This window comes from Aggregatibacter actinomycetemcomitans, from assembly GCF_003130205.1.
GTDB lineage: Bacteria > Pseudomonadota > Gammaproteobacteria > Enterobacterales > Pasteurellaceae > Aggregatibacter > Aggregatibacter actinomycetemcomitans_A.
The window spans coordinates 35,555-62,468 of sequence record NZ_NRDF01000011.1 but is presented as its reverse complement, the minus strand read 5'-3'; the positions used below and the strand labels follow the sequence as shown (position 1 = coordinate 62,468).

General features: G+C 45.4%; 25 protein-coding genes, 1 tRNA gene and 1 pseudogene. 13 read left to right on the top strand and 14 right to left on the bottom strand.

All coding sequences use genetic code 11. The features are described from left to right. The first annotated feature begins 275 nt into the window (after positions 1 to 275). The 4 genes from DK423_RS08405 to nhaA all read left to right on the top strand — a co-directional run bounded on the left by DK423_RS08405 (position 276) and on the right by nhaA (position 4,925). Positions 276 to 2,498, top strand: a complete 2,223-nt coding sequence (locus DK423_RS08405) for a transglycosylase SLT domain-containing protein (protein WP_005557579.1) — start codon at positions 276 to 278, stop codon at positions 2,496 to 2,498. Between the two features lie 32 nt (positions 2,499 to 2,530). Further along, positions 2,531 to 2,839, top strand: coding sequence for a trp operon repressor (gene trpR / locus DK423_RS08400; RefSeq protein WP_005557582.1), 309 nt, complete (start codon positions 2,531 to 2,533; stop codon positions 2,837 to 2,839). Then, positions 2,817 to 3,590 (top strand): monofunctional biosynthetic peptidoglycan transglycosylase, encoded by a 774-nt coding sequence (gene mtgA / locus DK423_RS08395; protein WP_005557584.1) that lies wholly within the window; start codon positions 2,817 to 2,819, stop codon positions 3,588 to 3,590. The genes trpR and mtgA overlap by 23 nt, the downstream gene beginning before the upstream one ends. 171 nt (positions 3,591 to 3,761) lie before the next feature. Then, entirely contained in the window at positions 3,762 to 4,925 is a 1,164-nt protein-coding gene (nhaA, locus tag DK423_RS08390; RefSeq protein WP_005557585.1) for a Na+/H+ antiporter NhaA, read from the top strand. Positions 4,926 to 5,235: 310 nt separating this feature from the next. Here nhaA and DK423_RS08380 read toward each other — a convergent pair whose 3' ends face one another. The 6 genes from DK423_RS08380 to DK423_RS08355 form a co-directional block, all read right to left on the bottom strand. Then, positions 5,236 to 5,490, bottom strand: coding sequence for an EexN family lipoprotein (locus DK423_RS08380; RefSeq protein ID WP_005557587.1), 255 nt, complete (start codon positions 5,488 to 5,490; stop codon positions 5,236 to 5,238). 83 nt (positions 5,491 to 5,573) lie between these two features. Then, positions 5,574 to 5,659: transfer RNA gene (locus DK423_RS08375), tRNA-Leu, on the bottom strand. A 15-nt stretch (positions 5,660 to 5,674) separates the two neighbouring features. Next, positions 5,675 to 6,025, bottom strand: a complete 351-nt coding sequence (gene secG, locus DK423_RS08370; protein ID WP_005557589.1) for a preprotein translocase subunit SecG — start codon at positions 6,023 to 6,025, stop codon at positions 5,675 to 5,677. A 180-nt stretch (positions 6,026 to 6,205) separates the two neighbouring features. Continuing rightward, a complete protein-coding gene (locus tag DK423_RS08365; protein WP_061886885.1) occupies positions 6,206 to 8,143 on the bottom strand; it encodes a DNA topoisomerase III in 1,938 nt (645 codons plus the stop codon). 31 nt (positions 8,144 to 8,174) lie between these two features. Beyond that, positions 8,175 to 8,777: a recombination mediator RecR gene (recR, locus tag DK423_RS08360; protein ID WP_109043953.1), complete on the bottom strand. Its 603-nt coding sequence runs from the start codon at positions 8,775 to 8,777 to the stop codon at positions 8,175 to 8,177. An 84-nt stretch (positions 8,778 to 8,861) separates the two neighbouring features. Next, on the bottom strand, positions 8,862 to 9,191 hold the full coding sequence (locus DK423_RS08355; protein ID WP_032996701.1) for a YbaB/EbfC family nucleoid-associated protein: 330 nt from the start codon (positions 9,189 to 9,191) through the stop codon (positions 8,862 to 8,864). A 184-nt stretch (positions 9,192 to 9,375) separates the two neighbouring features. Here DK423_RS08355 and DK423_RS08350 point away from each other — a divergent pair, with 184 nt between their 5' ends. Continuing rightward, positions 9,376 to 10,446: a metallophosphoesterase gene (locus DK423_RS08350; RefSeq protein ID WP_005557599.1), complete on the top strand. Its 1,071-nt coding sequence runs from the start codon at positions 9,376 to 9,378 to the stop codon at positions 10,444 to 10,446. A gap of 177 nt (positions 10,447 to 10,623) precedes the next feature. Further along, a pseudogene (locus DK423_RS08345) lies at positions 10,624 to 10,767 on the top strand (ferric citrate ABC transporter ATP-binding protein FecE); the annotation flags it as partial. 55 nt (positions 10,768 to 10,822) lie between these two features. On the opposite strand, the gene epmA reads toward DK423_RS08345, so the two are convergent. Next, entirely contained in the window at positions 10,823 to 11,794 is a 972-nt protein-coding gene (gene epmA / locus DK423_RS08340; protein WP_005557604.1) for an elongation factor P--(R)-beta-lysine ligase, read from the bottom strand. A gap of 310 nt (positions 11,795 to 12,104) precedes the next feature. Here epmA and frdA point away from each other — a divergent pair, with 310 nt between their 5' ends. The 4 genes from frdA to frdD are packed head-to-tail and all read left to right on the top strand — an operon-like array spanning position 12,105 to position 15,446. After that, positions 12,105 to 13,913, top strand: a complete 1,809-nt coding sequence (frdA, locus tag DK423_RS08330; protein WP_005557606.1) for a fumarate reductase (quinol) flavoprotein subunit — start codon at positions 12,105 to 12,107, stop codon at positions 13,911 to 13,913. Positions 13,914 to 13,917: 4 nt separating this feature from the next. After that, positions 13,918 to 14,688, top strand: coding sequence for a succinate dehydrogenase/fumarate reductase iron-sulfur subunit (locus DK423_RS08325; protein ID WP_005557609.1), 771 nt, complete (start codon positions 13,918 to 13,920; stop codon positions 14,686 to 14,688). Positions 14,689 to 14,699: 11 nt separating this feature from the next. Beyond that, on the top strand, positions 14,700 to 15,092 hold the full coding sequence (gene frdC, locus DK423_RS08320) for a fumarate reductase subunit FrdC (protein ID WP_005557612.1): 393 nt from the start codon (positions 14,700 to 14,702) through the stop codon (positions 15,090 to 15,092). 9 nt (positions 15,093 to 15,101) lie between these two features. Then, positions 15,102 to 15,446, top strand: coding sequence for a fumarate reductase subunit FrdD (gene frdD, locus DK423_RS08315; RefSeq protein WP_005557615.1), 345 nt, complete (start codon positions 15,102 to 15,104; stop codon positions 15,444 to 15,446). Between the two features lie 98 nt (positions 15,447 to 15,544). Here frdD and rlmKL read toward each other — a convergent pair whose 3' ends face one another. Further along, a complete protein-coding gene (gene rlmKL, locus DK423_RS08310; RefSeq protein WP_061886542.1) occupies positions 15,545 to 17,707 on the bottom strand; it encodes a bifunctional 23S rRNA (guanine(2069)-N(7))-methyltransferase RlmK/23S rRNA (guanine(2445)-N(2))-methyltransferase RlmL in 2,163 nt (720 codons plus the stop codon). Positions 17,708 to 18,125: 418 nt separating this feature from the next. Between rlmKL and DK423_RS08305 the strand changes: the two genes are divergently transcribed. Then, on the top strand, positions 18,126 to 19,154 hold the full coding sequence (locus DK423_RS08305; protein WP_005557620.1) for an alcohol dehydrogenase: 1,029 nt from the start codon (positions 18,126 to 18,128) through the stop codon (positions 19,152 to 19,154). An 84-nt stretch (positions 19,155 to 19,238) separates the two neighbouring features. Here the strand turns inward: DK423_RS08305 and DK423_RS08300 are convergent, their stop codons facing one another. Then, positions 19,239 to 20,453 (bottom strand): ATP-binding protein, encoded by a 1,215-nt coding sequence (locus DK423_RS08300; protein ID WP_005557622.1) that lies wholly within the window; start codon positions 20,451 to 20,453, stop codon positions 19,239 to 19,241. Between the two features lie 124 nt (positions 20,454 to 20,577). Beyond that, positions 20,578 to 21,276 (bottom strand): 7-cyano-7-deazaguanine synthase QueC, encoded by a 699-nt coding sequence (queC, locus tag DK423_RS08295; RefSeq protein ID WP_005557624.1) that lies wholly within the window; start codon positions 21,274 to 21,276, stop codon positions 20,578 to 20,580. A gap of 335 nt (positions 21,277 to 21,611) precedes the next feature. Here queC and DK423_RS08285 point away from each other — a divergent pair, with 335 nt between their 5' ends. Further along, positions 21,612 to 22,076 carry a hypothetical protein gene (locus DK423_RS08285; protein WP_005557628.1) on the top strand — a complete coding sequence of 155 codons (465 nt, stop codon included), beginning with the start codon at positions 21,612 to 21,614 and terminating at the stop codon, positions 22,074 to 22,076. Continuing rightward, positions 22,049 to 22,876, top strand: a complete 828-nt coding sequence (locus tag DK423_RS08280; RefSeq protein ID WP_005557630.1) for a nucleotidyl transferase AbiEii/AbiGii toxin family protein — start codon at positions 22,049 to 22,051, stop codon at positions 22,874 to 22,876. Before DK423_RS08285 ends, DK423_RS08280 begins: the two co-directional genes overlap by 28 nt. 462 nt (positions 22,877 to 23,338) lie before the next feature. On the opposite strand, the gene cpdA is transcribed toward DK423_RS08280, so the two are convergent. The 4 genes from cpdA to dapE form a co-directional block, all read right to left on the bottom strand. Further along, on the bottom strand, positions 23,339 to 24,163 hold the full coding sequence (cpdA, locus tag DK423_RS08275; protein WP_005557632.1) for a 3',5'-cyclic-AMP phosphodiesterase: 825 nt from the start codon (positions 24,161 to 24,163) through the stop codon (positions 23,339 to 23,341). Positions 24,164 to 24,213: 50 nt separating this feature from the next. Further along, entirely contained in the window at positions 24,214 to 24,837 is a 624-nt protein-coding gene (nudF, locus tag DK423_RS08270) for an ADP-ribose diphosphatase (protein WP_005557634.1), read from the bottom strand. A 246-nt stretch (positions 24,838 to 25,083) separates the two neighbouring features. Continuing rightward, positions 25,084 to 25,764: a M15 family metallopeptidase gene (locus tag DK423_RS08265; protein WP_005557636.1), complete on the bottom strand. Its 681-nt coding sequence runs from the start codon at positions 25,762 to 25,764 to the stop codon at positions 25,084 to 25,086. Between the two features lies 1 nt (position 25,765). Next, a complete protein-coding gene (gene dapE, locus DK423_RS08260) occupies positions 25,766 to 26,899 on the bottom strand; it encodes a succinyl-diaminopimelate desuccinylase (protein ID WP_061886883.1) in 1,134 nt (377 codons plus the stop codon). Between the last annotated feature and the right edge of the window lie 15 nt (positions 26,900 to 26,914).

Below are 26,914 nucleotides of genomic sequence, written 5' to 3'. Positions count from 1 at the left end.
TCTGGTGGGCTCGGTTTTGTGTATAAGTGACACCCTTATGGGTTGGCCCGGCTCCCCCCCCCCCCGTGAACGAGGGGAGCCAAGTTTTTTCTTTTTATATAAATAGTTACAATGTTTCGAACAACTGTGATCTCCCGACGGGTGCTTATATCATATAGTAATATCAACAAATTAGAATACAGTCGTCGGTTTTAACGACGATATTTCAGCTTTTAACCATTTTCCAAGGCGGACTCACTATCCGCCTTTCCCATATTCACCACAGGAAAACGACTATGCGATATTTGAAACAAACAACAATTTCACTGTTAATTTTGACCGCACTTTCCTCCTCCGCCTTTGCCAATCAGCATAAGGCGACAACGCATAAAGCGAATGTTGTCCATAAGCACGCCAAACCGGAGCAACACCACGTGGAATTAGAGCGGCTAAAACAGCGTGTAACTTTTCTACAGTTAGAAAACTTGCTGAAAAGCGCGGTCAAAAATGACGGCGTTTTTGCTAACCACACCGTATTCCTGAAACTGATTGAGGATTTGAAAGGCTATCCGTTGCAAACAGATGCCATAGCGGCTTATTTTGACGCCTGCATTAAAAGCGTAAATCACGACACATCGAAGGAAGAAGTTAAGGCACTAAAACAGGACATTGAGCAATTTCTCGAAAAGCATCCGACTCATTTTCTACGGGAAAAATTGGAACAAAGACTTTTTACCTTACTTATCAACACTAAAGATCTTGAAGGCTTAGTTGGTTACGCGCAACGGGTTAAACCGAAAGGGTTGGAAACCCAACTTGCGGTGTTGAATGCCGAATATCAGCTGGAGCGCAAACGTAGCCAATCCGATAAAAATCCGAATGCGAATATGCCGAAAATCATCGCCCGTTATGAGCAGCTTTGGTTAAACAATAGTGAGCTGCCAAACGATGCGCAGCTACGGGAAAAATGGTACTCCGACGGCGGCAGAACGGCAGAAAAAGTGTATCAAAAAGCCGAGAATCTCTTTATCAAAAACAATGTAAAAGGCTTGGAATTATTGACAACAGAGTTGAAGAAGGTAGGTAATGTCAAAGAAAACGACATGGTTGCCTCGCGTTTACAACGTTTGCAGAAATTATTGAAAACACCGGCAAGTTTACCGGAATTAGCCGGCAAATTACCGCCGGTCGAAGCCAATAATAAAATCCCGCTGAAATTTGCCGTGCTGCAAAGTTTCGCCCGTTATTTGCGTACGCTGCCGGAAAATATGAAAGAACCTAACTTTGCCGCTTATGCACAATGGGCGAAGGATTGGCAACTGAGCGAAGCCGAAATTCGTGAGTGGAAAATCGCCTTTCTCGGGCGTTTCTTTGATAACGAAAGCCCGAGCTTTCAATTATGGCGTGATATGGAAGTCGCCAAGCTGAACGCCGACAATCTCACCGAGCGCCGTTTACGCATGGCAATTTGGCAAAAAACCGATTTAACCCCATGGCTCAACGCCCTGTCGGCAGAAGGCAAACAGAAACAGGAATGGCGCTATTGGCAGGCAAAAAATATGGCGAAAACCAACGGCAAAAAAACGCAGGAAATATTGACCGCACTTTCGCACGAACGGGGCTTTTATCCGATGCTGGCGGCGGCAAAACTGGATCCGAAAACCCGTGGCAGCGGTTATGATTTCGGTCAGCCGACATTACTCATTGCACCAAGTATCACCGATGCCGCCTGGGCAGATACCTACAAAGCCGTTAACCCGACATTAGACGAAATCGCCGAATTGCGTCAATTAGATCGCCTCGGCGCGGCAAAACAGCGTTGGCGTTTCCTATTGGAAAATCTTTCCGGTGAAAATAAAAAAGAAAAACAAATCGCACTCAGTCAATATGCCAATCAGCAAAACTGGTTTGATTTGGGCGTGGACGGTTCCATTATAGCAAAAGCCTTTAATTACATTCAGTTACGCTTACCAAATGCCTACAGCGATTATTTTGATATTGCGCTTAGCCCGAAATTTATCCATAACAATAAACCGCAGGCAGTGGCGAGTAATAATGTGACGAAAACCTTCGCCATGGCAATCGCCCGCCAGGAAAGCGCGTGGAACCCGCAGGTGCAATCTTCCGCCAATGCACGGGGCTTAATGCAACTGCTGCCAAGCACCGCAAAAGCCACGGCAAACAACGCCAAATTGCCTTACACGGGCGAAGGGGATTTATTTAAGCCGCTCAATAATATTTTGCTCGGCACGGCACATTTGGCGGAGCTGAATGCCAAATATCCGAACAACCGCATTTTGATCGCTTCCGCTTATAATGCGGGCGCCCATCGCGTAAAAAAATGGCTGGCGCGCGCCAACGGCAAGCTGGCAATGGATGAATTTGTGGCGTCCATTCCGTTTTATGAAACCCGAGGCTATGTGCAAAATGTGTTAACTTACGATTTTTACTATCAAATTCTGCAGAAAAAAGAAGATCCACAAACCTTTAGCAATGAGGAATACGATCGGCTATACTAGGCGAACTAGTTTAATAGTATAGGATTGTTAATATGTACATTAGTCGCAATTTAGAACAATGGAACGCCTTTCTCAATATGCTGCAAACCGCGTTTGAACAAGGCAAAGCACAGGATGTATTAACCTTATTACTAACCCCGGATGAGCGCGACGCGCTGGGGCTTCGGCTCCAAATCGTCGCCCGGTTACTCAATAAAAATTTGCCGCAACGGGAAATTCAGCAAAACCTGAACACCAGCGCGGCAACCATCACACGGGGATCCAATATGCTAAAAACCATGGATCCCGCTTTCGTTGACTGGATAAAAACACAACTCGATGAGCAAGAAAAAAATCGCTAAATTCCCTTTGAAACGGCTAAATCTGCGTAACCTGAAGTTGCGCAGATTTACTTTTTTCAGGAAGCTCTCCACCAAAAGTGCGGTGCGTTTTTTATGCCGTTTTTTGTTGGCGATGACAGCGATTACTTTCGCCTTTCGCTTCGTTCCCATTCCCTATTCCACCTATATGCTGCAGCAGAAAGCGGCACATTTCTTCTCCGGCGATTTTGACTATGAAACACGCTACGATTGGGTCAGCTTAGATGAAATTTCCTGGCAAATGCAGCTTGCTGTCATTGCCGCCGAGGATCAGAATTTTCTCGAACATTACGGCTTTGATTTCAGCGCCATAAAAAGCGCTTTTTCACATAATCAAAAAAGCACGCGAATTCGTGGCGCCTCCACCATTTCCCAACAAACCGCCAAGAACCTCTATTTATGGCACGGACAAAGCTGGTTGCGTAAAGCCATTGAAGTGCCGACGACCTTGATGCTGGAAACCTTGTGGTCAAAAAAACGCATTTTAGAAGTGTATTTAAATATTGCCGAATTCGGGAACGGCATTTACGGCGTGGAAGCGGCAAGCCGTTTTTATTTCAAAAAGCCGGCAAAAAATTTATCGCAAAATGAAGCCGCACTTTTAGCCGCCGTGTTGCCTAATCCGATTATTTACAAAGTCAATGCGCCTGTACTCTATACCAAACGCAGACAAATTTGGATTCAACGACAAATGAATCAACTGGGAAAATCCTATTTAGAAAATATCAATTAATACGTATTTATTTAAAAATCAAAATAAATGACTTAAAAAATCGCCAATCACATCTTATTTCATTAATAAACTCCCCGTTTTCTTGAAAAAAATATCAAACTAAGGTAACTTCTTTGCTTCTTGTTTATCTTTTATTTTTTAATTAGTTATCTATTTTGGGGAGTATTCACATTGATTAGGCGCATTAAAACTTTTTTCCGGTCAGAAGCCTCGGGCGGCGTATTACTATTAATTTTTGCCCTCATGGCAATCGTGCTTGCCAACACTGCTTTCAGCCAACATTATTTTGATTTTCTCGACACTCCGGTCAGCATTCAATTCGGTGCATTCAGCATTGCCAAACCCTTATTAATGTGGGTCAACGACGGCTTTATGGCGGTTTTCTTCGTCTTGGTCGGCATGGAAGTAAAACGTGAAATGCTGGAAGGTTCCCTCTCCAGCTATCAACAGGCAATATTCCCGGCAATTGCGGCAATCGGCGGCATGGTGGTTCCGGCATTAATTTATTTTCTCATTGCGCAAGGCACGCCTGAAATCCACTCCGGCTGGGCAATCCCAATGGCAACGGACATCGCCTTTGCCGTCGGCATCGTCGCCCTTTTAGGCAAACGCGTGCCGCTTCCGCTTAAAGTATTCCTACTGGCATTAGCCATTATTGACGACCTCGGCGCCATTATCGTTATTGCCATTTTCTATTCCCACGAACTCAGTACGCCGGCACTGATTATGGTGACCGTCACCATCAGTATTTTAGTCGCCATGAACCGTTTTAAAGTGAGCGCTCTCTGTGCTTATATGGTCGTCGGTTTGATTTTATGGGCTTCCGTATTAAAATCCGGCGTTCACGCCACCCTTGCCGGCGTGATTATCGGCTTTTGTATCCCGATAAAAGGGCGCAACGGCGAAAGCCCGCTACACCAATTTGAACACATTCTTGCCCCCTGGTGCGCCTATTTGATTTTACCTTTATTCGCTTTCTCCAACGCCGGCGTATCATTGGAAAATGTTGGCTTATCCAGCCTCAATTCACCGCTCACCCTCGGCATTGCTTTGGGCTTAATCGTCGGTAAACCGTTGGGCGTCTTCCTGTTCAGTTATTTATCGGTGAAATTACGTCTCGCCAAATTACCGCAAGGCATCAACTTCAACCAGATTTTCGCCATCTCCGTACTCTGCGGCATCGGCTTCACCATGTCCATGTTCCTCGCCGGACTGGCATTCGGCGAAACACCTCATAATAGCTTCGACACCCTCTCACGCTTAGGGATTTTATTAGGCTCCGGCGTATCGGCTATTATAGGATATGGGTTATTGAGAAAAACGACGTCCAATTAATATCAACAAAAAGCCTTGCGAACTTAGCAAGGCTTTTTTACTCTTTATTACAGTAAATATTCTCACGGGAAATACCATCATTGCCTACAGAACAGAATACATATTGGAATCACCATTAATTTAAAACCAATACAACTTTGTGTTGCTATAGGCAATTCTACTTTCCAATTCTTCCAACAACATCTGAAAAATCAGAAGTGGTTTCAAGTAAACTATCGAATAACCTCACCCCAACGATAACAATTTCTGGATATGCTCTGCAATTTTCGTTAAAAATTCATTCAGAAAGGTATCAATTCGAGTAAAGACATTATTTTTTACCAAGCATTTTTAAATGTTCTTCACTTAATGAACCATTTTTAAAACTATCTATATTGGCATAAGCACCCTTTACCGTCTGACATTTGTGTTCATCATTTAAAGCTCCACTAATACATTCATTTAATGTTTTATTTAACAGTTCCTCGTTCTGAAGATAATCATAAATTGTCAGATTCTTTTCTTCACAACCAACCAAAGCAAGCAATGAACCGGCAAGAAGCAAGGAAGCAGATAATTTTTTCATAGAAAACTCCTTAATTTAAGATAGTGAGATAACATGTAGAAAATCAATAAAAAAAGACCGCAAAAATGCGATCTTTTCTAAATTGGTGCTCTGGGCGAGACTTGAACTCGCACGACCTACGGCCACTACCCCCTCAAGATAGCGTGTCTACCAATTCCACCACCAGAGCTTAATTTGATACATTTTATTGAGGAATATCGTTGTTTTTTGTATCTAATACAGCCGGCGCTTGTTGTTGCTGTTGCTGCTGAATTTGTTCCGCTGTGCCGGATAAATCATCAAATGCGCCTTGTTTTACGTTATTTCTGTGCGAGTTGATGTTGCCGATAACGATACTGATAATAAAGAAGACAGTTGCTAAAATCGCTGTGGTTCTGGACAGGAAGTTACCTGCACCGGCAGAACCGAAAACCGTACCGGACGCGCCACCACCGAAAGATGCGCCTGCATCCGCGCCTTTACCTTGTTGTAACAGGATAAACGCGATAAGGGCAATGGAAACGACCAAATAAATGATTAACAAAGCTGAGTACATTTTATCTTCTCTGATTTAGCAAATTTTAATGAAAAATAACGGCGCAGATATTAGCGGATATCTTGTCATTCCGCAAGTCGTTTTGTGCATTTTTAGGCTGTTTGGAGCAAATTCGATCAGAAAAAACACTGCAAAAAACCACCGCACTTTTCCGTTCCCGCTAACTTTTCTTGGCTCTCGCTAACTTTTCTTGGCTCTCGCTGTTTTCTTTTTAATACCCTGCTTTTTGACACCCGAGTTATGTCGGCTTAACTCACGCAAGGCGGAAAAATTAATGTAATGCAACAATTCCGGCAAAAGTTGCGTCAGGTTTTCCATAAATTGCTGATAACTCGCCTGTTTGCGGCTAATGCCGTCCAACTGAGACTCCCAATGCGCCGTCATGTCGGGCTGGGTCGCCACATCCGGCAAGGCGTTAATCAGAATTCGCCCCGCCTCGGTGCTGTGAATATTGCGTCCTTTTTTATACAGAAAACCGCGTTTAAACAACAACTCAATGATTCCCGCGCGGGTGGCTTCGGTGCCCAAGCCGTCGGTTTCACGTAGGATTTTTCTCAATTCTTTATCCTGCACGAAGCGCGCAATGCCTGTCATGGCGGAAAGCAGAGTCGCGTCAGTGAAGGGTTTCGGCGGTTGCGTTTTTTTACTGACAATCTCACCTTTTTCGCAATGCAATATTTGCCCTTTTTTTACCACGGGCAGCAGCGCGTCCTGTTGTTCATCGTCGCTGTCTTCCTTGCCCCAGAGTTGCTTCCAACCGGCAATTTGCAAATTGCGCGCCTGTGCCACAAAAGTGCCGCCAGCAATGTTCAGCGTAATTTTGCATTTTCGGTATTCCGCGTCCGGGCAAAACTGCATGAGATATTGGCGGGCAATCAGAAAATACACATTTTGCTCTGCCAGGGTCAAACTCACAGGACGATTTTTTGCCGTCGGGATAATGGCGTGGTGCGCCTCCACTTTTTTATCGTTCCAGCAACGATTTTTCTGTTCAGGATCGATGATTTCCGGCAACGGCTGAAATTGGGTTAAATGACCGGAAATCGCATTCATCACCGCTATTCGGTCGGCAAAATGTTCTTGCGGCAAATAGCGACAGTCGGAGCGGGGGTAAGTAATCAATTTGTGGGTTTCATACAAACGCTGGCACGTATCCAACACCTCCTGCGCCGACATCCCGAAACGCTTCGCGGCATCGATTTGTAGGGCGGATAACGAATAAGGCAAAGGCGCCGTTTCTTTTTCCCGTTTGTCCGTGTAATCGGTGACTTCCGCCGGCTGGTCGGTAATGCGTTTTACCACATTTTCCGCCAACGCGCAGGACAGCACACGACCGTCGTCGTCCTGATAATCTTCGCAGGCTTTGCTCGGTTGCCATAACGCGGAAAAAAGTGCGGTCGGTTTTTCAGGTGTTTTTTCGTCTTTCGGGTCCCGCACCCAAGCCAGCACTTCAAAAAAATCTTTCGGTTGGAAATGTTCGATTTCCAAATCCCGACGCACGATCAAACCCAGCACCGGCGTTTGCACGCGTCCGACGGAAAGTACGCCGTCGTAGCCCGCCTGGCGACCGCGAATGGTGTAGGCACGGGTCATGTTAATGCCGTATAACCAATCGGCTCGGGCGCGGGCTAAGGCGGAGGTGGCAAGCGGGATAAAATCTCGATTCGGCTGCAATTTTTTGATGGCTTTTTCCACCGCACTTGGGTTCAAATCGCTGATTAAACAACGCTGAATGGCATTGCGTTTTTCCGCCGACAGGTTGAGATAACTGAACACTTCGTCCACCAACAACTGCCCTTCGCGATCGGGGTCGCCGGCGTTGACCAAAACGTCCGCTTGTTGCACTAATTTTTCAACGGTTTTCAGCTGCTTGTGGGTTTCTTTTTTCGGAATGAGCTGCCATTTCTGCGGTACGATGGGCAAATCGTCCAGCCGCCATTGTTTGAAACGCGCGTCGTACGCATCGGGTTCCGCCTGTTCCAGCAAATGCCCCACGCACCAGGTGACGCAGTCGTTCTCGCCGCATTTAATAAAACCGTCGCCGCGTTGGTGCGGTTTCGGCAACACATCGGCGATAGCGCGTCCGAGACTGGGTTTTTCCGCTATAAAAAGTCGCATAGAAAGAAACGTTGGGGACAGGAAAAGAGGATTAGCCGATTTCGCGGCGACCTAAGAAGGAATGGGTCAGCGTCGTGCCGTCCACCATTTCCAATTCGCCGCCCACCGGAATGCCGTGCGCAATGCGGCTGACTTTGACGTTTTGTTGCAAGCAAAGCTCCGCAATGTAGTTAGCCGTGGCGTCGCCTTCCACCGTCGGGTTGGTGGCTAAAATCACTTCATTGAAGGATTCCGTTTGCAGGCGTTTTTGCAGCAAATCCAAACCGATTTCGCGCGGACCGATACCGTCCAGTGGCGACAAATGCCCCATCAACACGAAATAACGCCCGGAGAACTGCCCCGTTTGCTCGATGGCAAGAATATCCGCCGGCATTTCCACCACACAAAGCAAGCCCGAATTTTGGCGGCGCGGATTACTGCAAATGTTGCACACCTCTTTTTCCGTAAAGGTACGACAATGTTCGCAATGCCCGATTTTCGACATGGCTTCCGTCAGCCCTTGCGCCAACCGCATTCCGCCGCTGCGGTTGCGTTGCAACAAATGATACGCCATACGCTGCGCGGATTTCGGACCGACGCCCGGCAATACGCGTAAACTTTCGATCAGATTTTCTAACAAGGGGCTGGTTTGCATAAGGTTCTCGATGGATTTGCTTAAAAAATAAACCGCACTTTGCCGTCAATGAAGAAAAAGTGCGGTCGTTTTTTAGAATGTTTTTTAAAACGGCATTTTGAAGCCAGGCGGTAAAGACATACCGGCGGTCACCGACGCCATTTTTTCTTTTTGTAACTCTTCGGCACGGCGAACCGCATCGTTAAATGCCGCCGCAATTAAGTCTTCCAACATTTCTTTATCGTCTTCCATTAAAGAAGGATCGATTTCTACACGACGGCAGTTGTGGGCGCCATTGATGATGATTTTAACCAAACCCGCGCCGGATTCGCCGGTCACTTCCAGTTGCGCAATTTCTTCCTGCATTTTTTGCATACGATCTTGCATTTGTTGGGCTTGTTTCATTAAGTTGCCCAATCCGCCTTTTCCGAACATAAATTTTCTTCCGTTATTAAAAAGTTGAGTAAAAAAGTGCACGCATTTTAGCGAAAAATTTGCCGCTTGGAAACGATCAATTTTATCGTCACATTGCGTCATCCCGCCATTCATATTATTATCCGCCTTTAAATTCACTGAAAAAGACCACCGCACTTTTGAGCCACTGTAAACAGGAAAAATCATGGAAACCCGATATTACATCACCATGCTAGCCGCTATGCTGGCACTGCAATTTATGCTATTTGGTTTGAGTCGAACACTTAACTGGATATTTAACCTTAACGGCAAAACACGCTGCACACTGACCATTGTGCTATTTCTTGTACTAAATGCGCTCGTATTAAGTGCGCCGTTACGTCTTTACACGGAAAGTTTTCGTGTCAGCGCCCTGATTTTAACCCTTTTACTCTTTTCAACGTTCAGCAGTTTGATTGTCGGTTTTCTCTATTTATTGCGCAAAAAATGGCGTCATTCCTTAAAATGGCTTTACCCAATCCTTTTTTTGAGTTTTGTTACTGTCGGTTTATATAACGCCTACACACCGGTGGTGCGCCATTATCAGGTGCATTTGGACAAACCGATGAAGCCGTTGCGCATCGGTATGGCAAGCGATACCCATTTAGGGAAATTTTTCGGTGGGAAGCAACTGGATAAACTCGCGGATATTATGCAACGGGAAAAGGTGGATATTATTCTGCTGCCGGGCGACATTATGGATGATAACGTCAACGCTTATTTGGCGGAGAAAATGCAACCGCACTTAGCCAAACTGAAAGCCCCTCTCGGCGTCTATGCCACGCTCGGCAACCACGATTTCTTCGGCGATCAGGCGCGCATTGAGCGGGAAATTCGTAAAGCCGGCATTATTCCGCTGATGGATGAAAGCCTGGTAGTGGATAATCGCTTCGTATTAATCGGGCGTAACGACGATCTGGTTACCGATCGTCCTTCCACGGAACAATTACTGAAAGGCGTGGATACCAATCTGCCGATTATTCTGTTGGATCATCGCCCGTCGGAAATTGAACAGCACGCCACATTGCCTATTGATATTCAGGTGTCGGGGCATGCCCATAACGGGCAGATTTTCCCGGCAAATCTGATAGTTAAATTCATTTATCGTTTAAGTTACGGCTACGAACAAATTAACGGCGGGCACTTCTTCGTGACCTCCGGTTATGGCTTCTGGGGCGTACCGATGCGTTTGGGTTCACAATCGGAAGTGATGATTATCGACGTGGTCGGAGGTTAAAAAGAACTATTCTCAACTACGGGTTTCTGTGTATTGTATAGCCTGAACGTTTTTTTAACGTTAGGACTCAGAAATGAAAAATTTTTTTAAAGCGATCTTCGCATTATTCTTACTACTATTGAATGCCACCTGCCTCGTGCATTGCCGGCGATTTTTACCGACAGTATGCTTTCCTTCATTTTGTTAAAAGACGGCAACCTGATGGTAAAAGGCACGCCCGATGAAGTGATGTCGGAAGCACTTTTGAAAACCGTGTTTGACCTGGATGTGGAAATTCATCGCGATCCCGTCAGCCAAACACCGATGTTTATTTTGAAATAAGCGGGACAAAAGTGCGGTGAAAAAATAATGTGTTTTTTCACCGCACTTTTGCCGTTTACGCATTATCAATAGCGAAAGAAATCACTTCTTTAATGCTTTCCGCGCCCATGGCAATCATCAACAGACGATCCACGCCAAGCGCCACACCGGAACAGTTCGGAATGCCCGCTTGCAAAGCGGATAACAAACGGGTATCAATCGTCTGCGGTGGCAAGCCCATTTTCTTCCGAAGCTGATTATCCTGCTCAAAACGTCTTAACTGCTCGCGGGCATCGGACAACTCGTGGAAGCCGTTGGCAAGTTCCAACCCTTTGTAATAAAACTCGAAACGCTCCGCCACCCGTAAATCTTCCGAGCTGATTTGCGCCAATGCCGCCTGACTCGCAGGGAAGTGATACACCACGACCGGATTTTCCTGCCCGATTTGCGCCTCTACCACAGCGCTGAAAAGAAATTGTAACAAGGTGTCGCGATTTTCTTCTTCGGCGTTCATCAGTTGGTATTTTTTAGCTTTTTCCACCAATTCTTCATGCTCCGCCGATAAAGGGTCCAAGCCTACATATTGCTGAAAGGCAAACTGATAACTCATGCTTTCCGCCGGCGGACATTCCAAAATTTGCTGTAACAAATCATCCACTTCATTGATTAAACGGTACATATCGAAATGCGGTCGATACCATTCCAGCATGGTAAATTCCGGGTTGTGGCGGCTGCCCGCTTCTTCGTTACGAAATACTTTGCCGATTTGAAAAATCGGACCGCTTCCCGCCGCCAACAAGCGTTTCATGTGATATTCCGGGCTGGTGGAAAGCCGCAGGGTTTTGGATTGTTCGCCGAAGGGCGAAATGAATTCCGTGCTGAAGGTAGCAAGGTGAACATCCGTTACGCCAAATTCACTTAACACCGGCGTTTCCACTTCCAATAAGCCGCGATCGGTGAAAAATCGACGAATTTCCGCGATGAATTTGGCGCGGGTAAGTAAATTTTTAATGGATGCCGTGGGCTGCCATTGTTCCTGTTCCAACATAAAAATGGCCTTTCATTTTGGTGGATGGGGGAAATTATCGGTTTATTCTAAAGCAAGTCGGCACAAATGCAAAAACACCTTGAGAATCGACCGCACTTTTTTACTCTCATCGTATATTTTTGCACAATATTAAGAATAAAAAACGAACAACTCACTCTTCTTTCTAACTTTTTTGAGTTAGATCACGAAAGTATAACAAAAGTGAGAAAAAAGATTTTAATCCCCTCAAATAGTGGCAAAATGACGCTACCCTAACAGTCCAAAGTTATTTGGTATTTTTTATTACTATCCCTTTACTTGGAGGAATATCGTGCAAACTGTTAACGTCGATATCGCCATTGTTGGCGCAGGTGGTGGTGGTTTACGTGCAGCGATTGCTGCAGCCCAAGCTAATCCAAATCTTAAAATTGCTTTAGTATCAAAAGTCTACCCAATGCGCAGTCATACCGTTGCGGCTGAAGGTGGTGCTGCGGCAGTGATTAAAGAAGAAGATTCCTACGACAAACACTTCCATGATACCGTTGCCGGTGGTGACTGGTTATGTGAACAGGATGTGGTGGAATATTTCGTTGAACATTCCCCAGTGGAAATGACCCAACTTGAACGCTGGGGCTGCCCTTGGAGCCGTAAAACCGATGGCGATGTGAACGTGCGTCGTTTCGGCGGGATGAAAATCGAACGTACTTGGTTCGCCGCCGATAAAACCGGTTTCCATTTGCTTCACACTTTATTCCAAACTTCCATTCAATTCCCGCAAATCATCCGTTTCGATGAACACTTCGTGTTGGATATTTTAGTGGATGACGGCAATGCCCGCGGTATGGTCGCCATGAACATGATGGAAGGCACACTGGTGCAAATCAATGCCAATGCCGTGGTTATCGCTACCGGCGGTGGTTGCCGTGCGTTCCGTTTCAATACCAACGGCGGTATCGTGACCGGTGACGGCTTATCTATGGCATATCGTCACGGCGTACCGTTGCGTGACATGGAATTCGTGCAATATCACCCGACCGGCTTACCCAACACCGGTATCTTAATGACCGAAGGTTGTCGTGGTGAAGGCGGCATTTTGGTCAATAAAGACGGCTACCGCTATTTACAAGATTACGGTTTGGGACCGGAAACCCCAATCGGCAAACCGGAAAACAAATACATGGAATTAGGTCCGCGCGACAAAGTTTCCCAAGCCTTCTGGCAAGAATGGCGCAAAGGCAACACCTTGAAAACCGCGAAAGGCGTTGATGTGGTGCACCTGGATTTACGCCACCTCGGTGAAAAATACTTACACGAGCGTTTGCCGTTCATTTGCGAATTGGCGAAAGCTTATGAAGGTGTGGATCCGGCACAAGCGCCGATTCCGGTACGTCCGGTGGTGCACTACACCATGGGCGGTATCGAAGTGGACTTCAACAGCGAAACCCGTATTAAAGGCTTATTTGCCGTGGGTGAGTGTGCTTCTTCCGGCTTACACGGCGCCAACCGTTTAGGCTCCAACTCCTTGGCCGAATTAGTGGTATTAGGTCGCGTCGCCGGTGAATATGCCGCACAACGCGCCGTTGAAGCCGTCCCTGCCAACCAAACGGCGGTAGATGCGCAAGCACAAGACATCATGAAACGCCTGAATGCCTTATACGATCAAGAAGGTACCGAATCTTGGTCCGATATTCGTGATGAAATGGGTCAAGCCATGGAAGAAGGTTGCGGTATTTATCGTACCCAAGAAAGTATGCAACAAGCGGTGGATAAAATCGCCGAACTCAAAGAACGTTACAAACATATTCGTATTACCGACCGTTCCAGCGTGTTCAACACTAACGTGCTCTACACCGTGGAATTAGGTTATATCCTGGATGTGGCACAATCTATCGCCAATTCCGCTGTTGAACGTAAAGAATCCCGTGGTGCACACCAACGCTTGGATTACACCGAACGTGATGATGTGAACTACTTAAAACACACCTTAGCATTCTATAACGAAGACGGCGCACCGCGTATTGAATACAGCACGGTGAAAATCACCAAATCTCAACCGGCGAAACGTGTTTACGGCGCGGAAGCAGAAACTGCGGAAGCGGCAGCGAAAGCGAAAGAACAAGCTCAAGCAGGTAAGGAGTAATAACATGGCCGAACAACCAATCATGAACGTTGAGATTCTACGTTACAATCCTGAAGTCGATAAAGAACCGCGCTTAAAAACCTACCAAGTACCTTTCGACAGCCAAACCTCATTGCTTGATGCCTTAGGTTATATCAAAGATAAACTTGAACCGGAACTTTCCTATCGTTGGTCTTGCCGTATGGCGATTTGCGGTTCTTGCGGGATGATGGTTAACAACATTCCGAAACTGGCATGTAAAACGTTCCTACGCGATTACAGCGGTCATATGCGTATCGAGCCCCTTGCCAATTTCCCGATTGAACGTGACTTAGTGGTTGACTTAAGCCACTTCATTGAAAGTTTGGAAGCCATCAAGCCTTACATTATCGGCAACAAAATGCCGGAATTGGACGGCAAACCGCATCCGTCAAAAGAATTGGCAAAAAGCCGTACCAAACAAACACCGGCACAATTGGAAAAATACCGTCAATTCTCCATGTGTATCAACTGCGGCTTATGCTATGCCGCTTGCCCGCAATTCGGTTTGAATCCTGAATTCGTCGGTCCTGCCGCGTTAACCTTGGCACATCGTTATAACTTAGATAACCGTGACCATGGTAAAGCGGAACGGATGAAAATCATGAACGGCGAAAACGGTGTTTGGTCCTGTACCTTCGTCGGCGCCTGTTCCGAAGTTTGTCCGAAACACGTAGGCCCGGCAACCGCCATTAACCAAGGTAAATTAGAAAGTGCGAAAGACTATCTGATTTCCATGCTTAAACCGAAAGCATAAGGGGAGAGATTATGACAACAACAGTAACCAAACGTAAAAAATACGTCCGTGAAATCACCCCGACTTGGTGGAAAAGTTGGGATTTCTACAAATTCTACATGTTGCGTGAAGCCACCGCATTTCCGACCGTCTGGTTCAGCCTGGTGTTGCTTTACGGTGTGATTTGTTTGGGTAAAGCGGACGGCTTTATCGCAAGTTTCATTCCGTTCCTGCAAAATCCGATTGTGGTGATTCTCAACATCATCTCGCTTGCCGCCTTATTGTTGCATGCCGTGACATTATTTGACATGACCGGCGAAGTGATGTCCGGCAGCACCGGATTACCGCCGTCATTAATCAAAAACGCATTGCGCGGATTATTTGCCGCCGTCACCGTATTGGCTTTAGTACTTGTATTTATCTAGGGGGAAGACATGGTTAATCAAAATCCAAAACGTTCAAACGAACCGCCTGTATGGTTAATGTTCAGTGCGGGTGGCATGGTTAGCGGTCTGGCTTTCCCGGTACTCATTCTGATCATCGGCTTGTTATTGCCTTTCGGCTTAGTCAGCCCGGATAACATCATTGCCTTCGCACACCATTGGTTTGGCAAATTAGTTATCCTTGCACTCACCATCTTCCCGATGTGGGCAGGCTTACACCGCGTCCATCACGGTATGCACGACATTAAAGTGCACGTCCCTGCCGGCGGGTTCATCTTCTACGGCTTGGCGACACTTTATAGCATCATCGTGTTATTCGCTGTATGCAATATCTAACCTGAATAGCAACGAAAAACGCCCTCAATGCCAGGGCGTTTTTTTATGTTTGTCATCATTGTTTGACCCAAAAGTGCGGTCTCTTTTTCTCGCGTTTTCTATTTCGCCTGCACAACCCAACAATTATGAATCTGCTTATTGCGCTCAAAATCCAACGGCAATGTTTTGCGGGAAATTTCCACCGCACTTAATCCCAACGCTTCCAAACCGCTAAAATCCATTTTGAAGCCGCGTTTATTATTGGAAAACACGATGGTACCGTTCGGGCGCAGAATGCGTTTTAAATTCGTCATTAACTTAATGTGATCCCGTTGCACATCCCAGCTGTCTTCCATGCGTTTGGAGTTGGAGAATGTCGGCGGGTCAACAAAAATCACATCAAACTGACGATCACATTTTTCCAGCCATTGCAGACAATCCGCCTGAATAAGTTTGTGCTGCTTGCCTTCAATGTCATTGAGCAATAAATTTTGTTCCGCCCAGTTAAGATAGGTATTTGACATATCTACCGTGGTGGTGGATTTCGCCCCGCCAAGTGCCGCGTGGACGGTGGCAGAACCCGTGTAAGCAAACAGATTCAGAAAATCCTTGCCTTGCGCCATTTCACCCAACATTTTGCGGGTCAGGCGGTGATCCAAAAACAAGCCCGTGTCCAAATAATCCGTCAGATTTACCCACAATTTCGCGCCGTATTCGTTCACATAAAAATACTCGCCTTTGTTCGCCAGTTTTTCATATTGATTGGTGCCTTTTTGTTTTTGGCGCACTTTCAAAATCAATTTATTGGTTTCCACACCCGTGACGTTTAACGTGGCGTTCACGGCATCCAACAAACGCTGGCGGGCTTTGTTTTCATCAATATTTTTCGGCGCGGCATATTCCTGCACCACGATATGATCGGCATAACGATCCACCGCCAAATTATATTCCGGCAAATCCGCGTCATATAAACGATAGGCATCCAGCCCCTGCTGTTTCGCCCATTTTTCGATTTTCTTGATATTTTTCTGCAGTCGATTGGCAAAATCCGGTGCGACGTCAGAAGAAAAAGTGGAAGCAGCTCCTGCAGAAGTGCGGTCAAATTCAACGGCGTTTTCCACCGCACTTTGCGCTGCCCATTCGGCGAGTTGATAGTTCTTTTGCACGCAATCCAAAGGGCCGTTTTTCGCTTTGAACTGGCGATAGGAACGTAAACGCAGGCAATCCAACAGGCTCGGTTCGCCACTGAAAATAGAGGCGTTCCAACTGGCGAATTGTTGTTTTAAGCGTTGCCCGAACACCGAATACAAAGCAATCAGCGCAGGGGTCGTGCCTAAACGTTCGCCGTACGGCGGGTTACAAATCACCGTGCCGGTGGCGTTCGGGCTTGGATTTTTAAGCGCCGCCACATCGCCCTGTTGCCATTGCATTAAATGCGCCACACCGGCATTTTTGGCGTTTTGTTTGGCTTTTTGCAGCACTCGATGATCCAAATCAAAGCCATAAAAGTGCGGTGGATTTTCCCGTTGTTTTTCCGCTTCCGCCAATGCCAACGCTTCTGCTTTCACCTTTTCCCACGCTGCCTGATTATGCCCCAACCAAAAATCAAAGCCCCAATGTAGGCGATACAATTGCGGTGCAATTTTCGCTTCCATTTGCGCCGCTTCAATCAGCAACGTGCCGGAACCGCACATCGGGTCAACCAACGGCGTGCCCTGCTGCCAGCCGGAACGCAGCACAATTGCCGCCGCCAAGGTTTCACGCAACGGCGCTTTGCCGGTGTCCTCACGATAACCGCGCATATGTAGCGCATCGCCGCTTAAATCCAGAGAAAGCACCACCTCATCAAGGTTCAGATAGGCATGAATACGAATGTCCGGCTGTTCTTTATCGACGTTCGGGCGGGCGCGACCGTGACGTTCAAAATAATCCACAATGCCGTCTTTTACGCGCATGGCACCGAATTGGGTGTGGCGAATTTCTTGATTCGTGCCGTTAAAATCCACGAAAAAATGAACCTTTTCATCGAAATAATCCAGCCAGTTCACGCCCACCACCGCAGAATATAAATCCAAATCACTGAACACCTTGGCTTGCACGATAGGCAATAAAATGCGCGAACTCAAACGGCTCCAAAGCAAAGTGCGATACAGGGTTTCATCATCCGCCCAATAATGCACACCGCCCTGCGCCACTTTCGCATCGCGCGCGCCTAAGTCGGTTAATTCAGATTTCAAAAGTTCTTCAAATCCACGGGCTGTGGTGGCAAAAAGTTGTTTCATACCGGTCTCAAATGTGTAGAAAAATTGGCGGAAATTATAGCAGTTTTAGCCGCTAAATAGGTTGAAGTGCGGTGGATTTTATGGATATTTTAAATTCATCGCAAAAACTAACCGCACTTTTAAGAAAATCAGATTTGTACATATTAAATAAAGCGAATAGGCAAGGGAAATTTTTACATTAATATTGCCTTGTGTCAGTTGCTGATAACGCACAATATGCCAAAAACAATCTGTTTGCCGACAAACCACCTGCTATCATAATATAAACCTTTCCTAAAAAACGGTTATTTTAGGCGCATTATCGGCGAGACATCATTTTTCAGATGTGTAATTTTTTGACCTATTGAAAATATCAACTTTTTATCCTTAAAATAAACTTAATCATTAAAAAATTTACTCACTTTTACTAGGAAAAACTATGATTCCCCAAACTTATTTAGCTATGCAAACTACGCCACAAGGAAATTTAGTACTAACCGAAAAGCAAACCGTATTGCCCACCGCTCATCAAGTATTGATTCAAGTGGAAGCCTGTGGCGTGTGCGGGGCGGATTTGGGTGATATCAAGCATAACTTACAAACCCCGCGCGTTATCGGGCACGAAGTGATCGGATGGATCCTGGCTAAAGGTGAAGCTGTTTCAAAGCGCTGGCAGGTAGGACAACGGGTTGGTGTAGGTCGACTTGGCGGACATTGTCATGAGTGCGATGCATGCCGTGCGGGACAATTTGTGCATTGCGCAGATCAAAGCTACATAGGCGCAAGCCGTGATGGCGGTTATGCCGAGCTGATGATCGTAAACCAAACAGGTTTGGTCGCTATACCCGAAAGCCTGAATAGCACTGACGCTGCCCCACTACTTTGTGCCGGCTTAGCAACTTTTAATGCACTACGTAACAGTGGTACCAAAGCCGGCGACACAGTGGCAGTGCTTGGCACAGGAGGCTTGGGGCATTTGGCGGTACAATATGCACAAAAAATGGGCTTTGAAGTGGTATCTATCGGGCGGCAAGACTTATCCGAAAAAATGGCCGCTCTTGGCGCACATCATTACGTTAATTTAGCAAAACAAAGTGCAGTGGATTTTTTACGTGAATTGGGCGGTGCAGATTTAATCCTCAGCACTATAACCGACGCCGAAACCATCGGCGATGTGGCAAAAAGCTTAAAAGCAAGAGGAAAATTGTTGCTGCTGGGCGCAAGCGGCGAGCCTTTGGCACTGCCGCTCAACCGTATAGTAGGCAAAGAGCAAACGATCCAAGGTTCGTTAACAGGTACGCCGTTTGATGCAGAATGCACGCTCAAATTTAGTGTACTTTCAGGCGTAAAACCGCAGGTAGAAATATTTCCGCTCAAAAAAGCAAATGAAGCTATTGCACGATTGAAATCAGGCAAAGCACGGTTTCGAATTGTGTTAAACGTCAATCAAAGTAAGACCATACCATAAAACACCTTATTATCGGTATCCGGTCGGCAATAAATTAAAAATGAAGCAAACCTGACGAAAGTCGGGTTTGTTTTTTTGGGATGATTATAAATACTTAACAGGTAACGCCACCAGATTCTCTGCCAAATAATGCTTATTCGGATACTGATTAATAATCACCCCCATCCCGATAGTAGATTCTTTCCCAAGCGAATTTAATAACGCAAAACTTTTTGCCATCTTTTTATTCGGATTGGCAGTCGTTTTGATTTCAATGGGATAAATCGTGCGGTCATATTCAATAATCAAATCAATTTCCTTCTGATTGGTATTACGATAAAAATAAAGTGGCGGTTCAATGCCGTTATTCGTGAAAGATTTTATAATTTCACTCACCACAAAACTCTCAAAAAATTGACCGCTCTTTGCACCTTTAGAAATGGTCTCCGGTGTAAGCCATTTGGTTAAATATGCCATGAGACCGGTGTTCAAGAAGTAGATCTTCGGGGTTTTAATGGTACGTTTCAGATGATTATTACTATAAGGTTGTAGCAAATAAATAATGCCTGAGGTCTGTAAAATGGCCGTCCAACGTTTAATCGTTTCGTTAGAGACGCCAACTTCCTGTGCCACATTACTGTAGTTCAATAATTCTCCACTGCGGGACGCCAACGCTACCATAAAGCGGGTAAAATCCGTTGTATTGGTAATATTGGTGAGCTGGCGCACATCCCTTTCGATGTAAGTGGAAACGTAGGAAGAATAGTAAATTTCCCAATCTGTTTCTTGCTGATATAAACGCGGCATATCACCTTTATGAATAATTTGCCAGATATTTTCAGGCGATTTCAGCATTTTCTCTCTGCTCGCTAAATAATCTCGACTGGGAATAAAAGGCAGGTAAAACTCAACATTTAATATTTCACGTAGTGATAATCCTTGCAGTTTGAGAATAGCGATTCTGCCCGCCAGTGTTTCACTGACATTTTGCATAAGCTCAAAGGCCTGTGAACCGGAAAGCAAAAACGTCCCGTTTTTTTGCTGTTTATCGATTTCAAGCTTTAATAAAGAAAACAATTCTTGTGCATACTGCACCTCGTCTAAAATCACATTACCTGCGTGATTTAAAAAGAATAAACGTGGTTCTTGTTTGGCTTGTTCCAGCAGCAGAGGATCGTCAAAGGTCAAATAAGCGTAATCTTTTGCAATATGCTTTAACAACGTCGATTTACCGACCTGTCTCGCACCGGTGACAAGAACTGCCGGAAATTGCTTAAGTAGACGATTTACTAAAGGTTGGATTTGGCGGGAAAGGTACATATTCACTCTCAAAATTAGTTTAATTCAATACAGCATATTAAATTAAATTAATTTAAACAAGGGAAACTGTGAATTTTTAAGTTTAATTTCACATGACATATTGAATTGAACTAACTTTTAAATGTTACTCCCTCAAAAGTGCGGTTTTTTTCTTAGGCGTATTTGCCTCACGTTCCGGCAAATACGCTTTCAATCCACGTTCGCGCAAAACGCAGCTAGGGCATTCGCCGCAGCCGCCTTCGACACCGTTGTAGCAGGTGTGGGTGTGTTGGCGGATGTAATCAAAGGCGCCGAGTTGATCCGCCAGCGCCCAGGTTGCTTTTTTATCCAGCCACATTAACGGCGTGCGGATTTCAAAAGGGTAATCCATGGCAAGGTTTAAAGTGACGTTCATGGATTTGATGAAAACATCGCGACAATCAGGGTAGCCGCTGAAATCCGTTTCACATACGCCGGTGTAGATGACGCAAATGCCTTGGCTTTTGGCGTAAATGGCGGCGTAGAGTAAAAATAAGGCGTTGCGTCCGTCAACGAAGGTATTCGGTAATTCGTTATCATTTTGGCTGATTTGTGCGCTCGGATCCATTAAGGCGTTGTGGGTAATAGCTTTGATGACGCTGGTGTCGAGCACCGTTTGCTTTACCTTTAAATCCTGTGCAATCCATCGGGCTTTTTCCAACTCGATGGCATGACGTTGACCGTATTGGAATGTGATGACTTCGACATTTTCCGCGCCGAATTCTTGTATGGCGAGAAACAGACAGGTGGTGGAATCTTGCCCGCCGGAAAAAATCACGAGGGCTTTGTTAGGCTGATTTGACATAATGAATCCTTAATTTTTTATGCGGGAGGGTTGCGAACTACAAAGAATACAAAGAAAAGTGCGGTGGATTTTAGCAAAGAAATACGGAGATGAAAAATCCCCTTTAAAAAACGCCGCTGAAACCAACCGCACTTTAATGCCCGATATTTCACCGTGAATGAACTGATTAAACGCGTGTTACTCAAGTGCAGTCAAGAACCGATTATTCACCCTCAACACACCGTGTGCGTGCTTAGCTGAATAGTTGTAGAACGGTTAAAAATTAATGTGGTGGACGTGAAATGGAAATTCAAAGATAATTAGCTTAAAACATAATCAAGTTTAAGGAAAAGTTGATGCTATATATCCCTCAAACACACCCTGAACGCTATGTAAGTAGCATTGTGGCATTAAACGTGCATAGCCCAAACGGTACGGGCGATTGGCATAGTGCGGCGGCGTTGAATGACGATGCTTATCCGCAGGATTTTTATATTTATGGCGAGAATCAAAAAAGAAATACTAATCATTTGCTGGGTAATTTAGGCATTATTGACGGCACAAAACGGCTCAATGAAATGGGATACTTCCCCGAAAATAACCCCGTATGGCTCGCCGACCACCCAAGAGCCTGCGTGGATTATCTCTACACCGCCGTGCTTCAAACTGGTTCACTTGGAGAAGTTATGCTTGATGAATGGTTTCCTAGCTATGAAGATAAACAATCGGTTTACGATTTACTGAACCAGCTCGAACCCAATTTAACCGAACAAGAATGGGAAAATTTACAATTATGGAAACGCAAAAACCCGATAATCTAATGCTCACGGAACGTGATAAACATCACGAAAAGTTGATGGTAAATATCCTAAAAAATCTTTCCGATACACCTTTAGTTCTGAAAGGTGGCACTGCACTTTATCTTGGTTATGGCTTAAACCGTTTTTCCGAAGATTTGGATTTTGATTCAGATAAAAAGTTAAATTTGCTCAATAAAATTAAAGCTTCTGCTCCACACGATATTGTGATTGATGATATTAATGTGAAAAAAGATACAGACACAGTGAGCCGTTATATTGTGAATTATCATATCCGTAATACAGGTGTCAAAGATGCACTAAAAATGGAGATCTCTTATCGAACGCCAGCGTCAGATGAGCAAATTACGGTTAAAGATGGTATCCGTTTTTCATCGGTGGAACGCATTATTGATAACAAACTGCACGCAGCTTATGATGGCGATAACACCCGAACAAAAGGGCGTGATTTATTTGATTTGCATTTCTTAGCAAGCCATTATGCTGAACATTTTGATTTTGAGCTTGCTACTCGCTTGAAGGGTTTTGCTCAAGACCCTGATAAATTAGTCAGCCTATATAGTCAAAATATCCAAGCAGATCCGCTACTTAATAAAATTATGGATGTGGATCAAGTTGCCCTTGAGTTAAATGAAATGGCAGAAACGATTTATTTCACGCAACAAATACAAAATCACCCTGCAATGCAAGCACTAACGCCTAATGCTCAAAAGCAATTTAAAGCTTTTCTAGATGAAGCGACAAATAAGAAAGAAGAAACAACACAAAATGTTGTGTCGTCCTCGCTCAAAATGAAATTCTAAGCGACAATAGCGGTATTTCTACTGCTATTTTCTACCCTATTTGAGCGGTTTTAACCGCCAAAATCTCGCCGCACATTCGACAATTCCTTGCTTATGCAATCTAAGTCAAATCCGATTAACCGCTTTATAGCGCTTATCTCCAATATCCACAAATTGCGGGTTTCCTGTGAGTGCTAAGACCTTTTCTGCTATCTCACCGCAAAACAGCCACTGCCGATTTTCTCGTAACACTTGAGCAACCCATCGTGCTGTAATTAAAGATGATGGCTTAGACTCTCGGCTGAATTAAAGCATTCATTTCTTGTTTTCTTTTAGTGATAGCAGACGAGAGATCAACTCGTGCCTGGATAATTTTTGTGACACAATAGAAAAATCTCTATTGAATAAAATTTCAATAGGGATTTTAGTATGTTCAATCGGTTAAATCTTTGTGCAACTGCTACATAATGCCGTTAATGCCAATCAATACCCTTCTTCCTGTAAATTCGGCAGGAAAGTTTTGTGTTGAATGCGTTTAACACGGGTTTCGATGCGTCCGTCGGCATACAATTCAATTTCGCGCCAGCCCGGTTGAGCGGTGTCCAGGGCGAAGGTGTTGCTATCCGGTTTGAATTGAATGCCCGTCGAAGGCGTTGCCATGATTTTGTAACCGTTCCATTCGCCGTCCACTTGCTGATGAATATGTCCGTATAAAATACCTTTCACGTTATTAAACGGCGCCAGCGTATAAGCCAATTCATGCGCGTTACGCAGATTATGCTGATCCAGCCAGGCGGAATGGGTAGATAAAATATGATGATGCAACACCACTAATGAATAACGCTGCGGATGTTCTTTCAGCTTTGCCATCAACCAATCCAGCTGATATTGCCCGAGCTGACCGTGGGGAACGCCGGAGATTTGGCTGTCCAATAGCAAAATTTGCCAATTTTCACCCAACAGAATGTGCTTTTTATCGCAAATATTGTCACGTTTGAGAATATCAAACATTTTCGGTTGGAAATCGTGGTTGCCGGGGATCCAAAATACGGTTTTCTCAAGGGACTTAACGCTTTCGCAAAAACGCAGATAGCCTTCTTCGCTGCTGTCTTGAACCAAATCGCCGGTGGCTAACACCAGATCATAATCATAGGCTTGTTGCCGAATTTCACTTAACACTTGTGAAAAGCTTTCTTGAGTATTGACCCCCAATAACTCACCGGTTGCGTCTTTAAATAAATGGGGATCCGTGATTTGAATGACACGAAACACCTCTTGCCGGGTATCATATTTATAGGTATTTAACAAATAAACTCCTATTTCTGTATTAAACTTAGTCTAAATTACCTATGGCATGTTTACAGCCATTGCGCCTGCAATTTTCGGTAATTTAACTCCAACCACTGTAATCCCATTACGGCAATGCCGTTATCAATTTTACCCTCGCAAACCCATTGATACGCGGTTTCCCTACTGATGACGTGAACGCGTATATCTTCGTTTTCGTCCGCTAAACCGTGAATGCCGCCGATGTTTGTGCTGTCAACGTTGCCTACGAACAAATGGATCCGCTCCAGCACGCCGCCCGGGCTGTCCCATACGCTCAAACAATGTTGTAAATGACTAATTTGCGCGCCTGCTTCTTCTTCACTTTCCCGCAACGCCACATTTTCCGGTGTTTCGCCGTCTTCCACCATACCGGCAATAAGTTCCAGCAACCACGGCGATTGTTGCAGTTTCGGATCATAAGCGCCGATACGCACCTGCTCCACCAAAACCACCTTGTCTAACACGGGGTCATAAGCCACTACCGCCGACGCAGCGCCTTTAATTAACAGCTCGCGGGTGACGATCCCACTCCAGCCACCGTTAAAAAGTTTATGTCGAAACTGAACCTTATTTAGCTTAAAAAAACCTTGATAAACTGTTTCATCCTTTACAATTTCAATATCGTTTTGAGTAAATTGTTGAAACTGATACATCTTTCGCTCCTTAAATTACTGCCGGCAACTAGGATACTTTCATTTGTAACAAAAAAAAATGCCATTCTTCGCAAAATGTTTAGATTTTTGAACTCGGTCACAAAAGTTTGTGACATGACGTAAACCGGTCATAGACAATAGAAATATAACCAAGTATAAACACAAAAAGTGCGGTCGGTTTTCAGATTGTTTTTCGGGGGGAGGGGGGGGGACGTTTGGAAAACCGACCGCACTTTTTCGCGAAAATTACACGAAATATTGCTCGAAAATCTGTGGCAAATGCTGCCGTAACACCGCGCTGCCTGCAACCTCCTCATTTTCCCATGCTTGTAATAACACCGCCGCTGAGAACTGTTGTTTCGCCTTTTCCGCCAAAGGAACATAGCTAATATGCCAAGGTTCGCGCCCGATTTTTTTCCCTTTCGGCATTGTCATAAACGGCAGGACGAAATCAAAGTGCGGTAGATTTTCCGCGAGAAATTCGCTCAATTCAAAGAAATAACCGCCCTTTTCATATTCCCAAGGTTCCAGTTGTAATGCCTGACCCAGTGGCAGTAAATCAGGATCGAAAATATCAATTTCCGTGCCCCAATGATGGCGGCTCGCCCCCGGCAACGCCGACCAACGCAAAATCGCCTGACATTTTTGCCAGTCGTCCAATCGGGTTAAATCTAACGCCTTACCTGCGTCATCATGCACCTTACGTTCACCGTTAAATTTACCGTTCCAAATCTGTTGCTGGCGCGCAAAATCACGAAAGCTGCTCGCCGGCTGTAAATTAAAGCCATTTTTCACCGCACTTTTTTGCAAGCCTTGAAAGGCTTTCACCGCCTGCGCCTGTAAGAAATGGTTGGGTGAATGGGGTGTCGGCAGGTTCACTAAATGTTCACGGGATTTTCCGGTAAGCATATCTGCTGTTAAGTTCATTTTAACGATCCAATAAATTCACTAACATTTGATGGTAAATCTTAGCGCTACTGCCAAGATCATCTACGCTCACGCACTCGTTCACTTTATGAATGGTGGCGTTAAGCGGTCCGAATTCCACCACTTCCGCGCCCATCAGCGCAATAAAACGTCCGTCTGAAGTGCCGCCGCCGGTTTCCAATTTCGGCGTGATGCCAGCGATTTCTCGCAGACTGTCCACCAACGCATTTACCAGTTTTCCCGGTTTGGTTAAAAACGGCTTGCCGGAAAGATTCCAGTCAATACAATACGTCAGCCCGTGTTTTTCCAGCATGTCGGCGACTTTCTGCTTAATCATCTCGTCCGTCACTTCCGTGCAATAACGCAAATTAAATTGCACATAAAGCTCGCCCGGAATCACGTTATTGCTGCCGGTGCCGGCGTGAATATTGGCGATTTGCAGACTGGTCGGCGGGAAAAATTCATTGCCGTTGTCCCATTGGTATGTGGTGAGTTCCTGCAAGAACGGCGCGGCTTTGTGAATGGGATTTTCCGCCAGATGAGGATAGGCGACATGCCCTTGAATGCCTTGAATATACAGATTGCCCGTGATGGAACCACGGCGGCCGTTTTTCACCACATCGCCCAAGGTTTGAGAACTGGAAGGCTCGCCCACCATGCAATAGGTGATATTTTCACCTCTCGCCATTAAAGTTTCCACCACGCGCACCGTGCCATCTTTCGCGGCGGCTTCTTCGTCGGAGGTGATTAATAGCGCAATGGTGCCTTGATGATTCGGATGGGTTTTCACATATTCTTCAGCTGCCACGACCATTGCCGCAAGCGATCCTTTCATATCCGCCGCGCCGCGACCATAAAGCATATTGTCCACAATTTTTGCGGCGAAAGGCGGATAAGTCCATTGGCATTCATCGCCTGTCGGCACCACATCCGTATGCCCGGCAAAGGCAATCACAGGATCGCCACTGCCATGTTTCGCCCATAAATTTAGCGTGTCATTAAAAGGCAGCCATTCGATTCGGAAACCTAATTTTTCTAACCGTTCTGCAATCAGCTGCTGGCAGCCTTCGTCATTCGGGCTGATAGAAGGGCGACGGATTAACGCTTGTGCCAAAGAGACAACCTTTTCTTTCATAAAAACTCCCTGAAA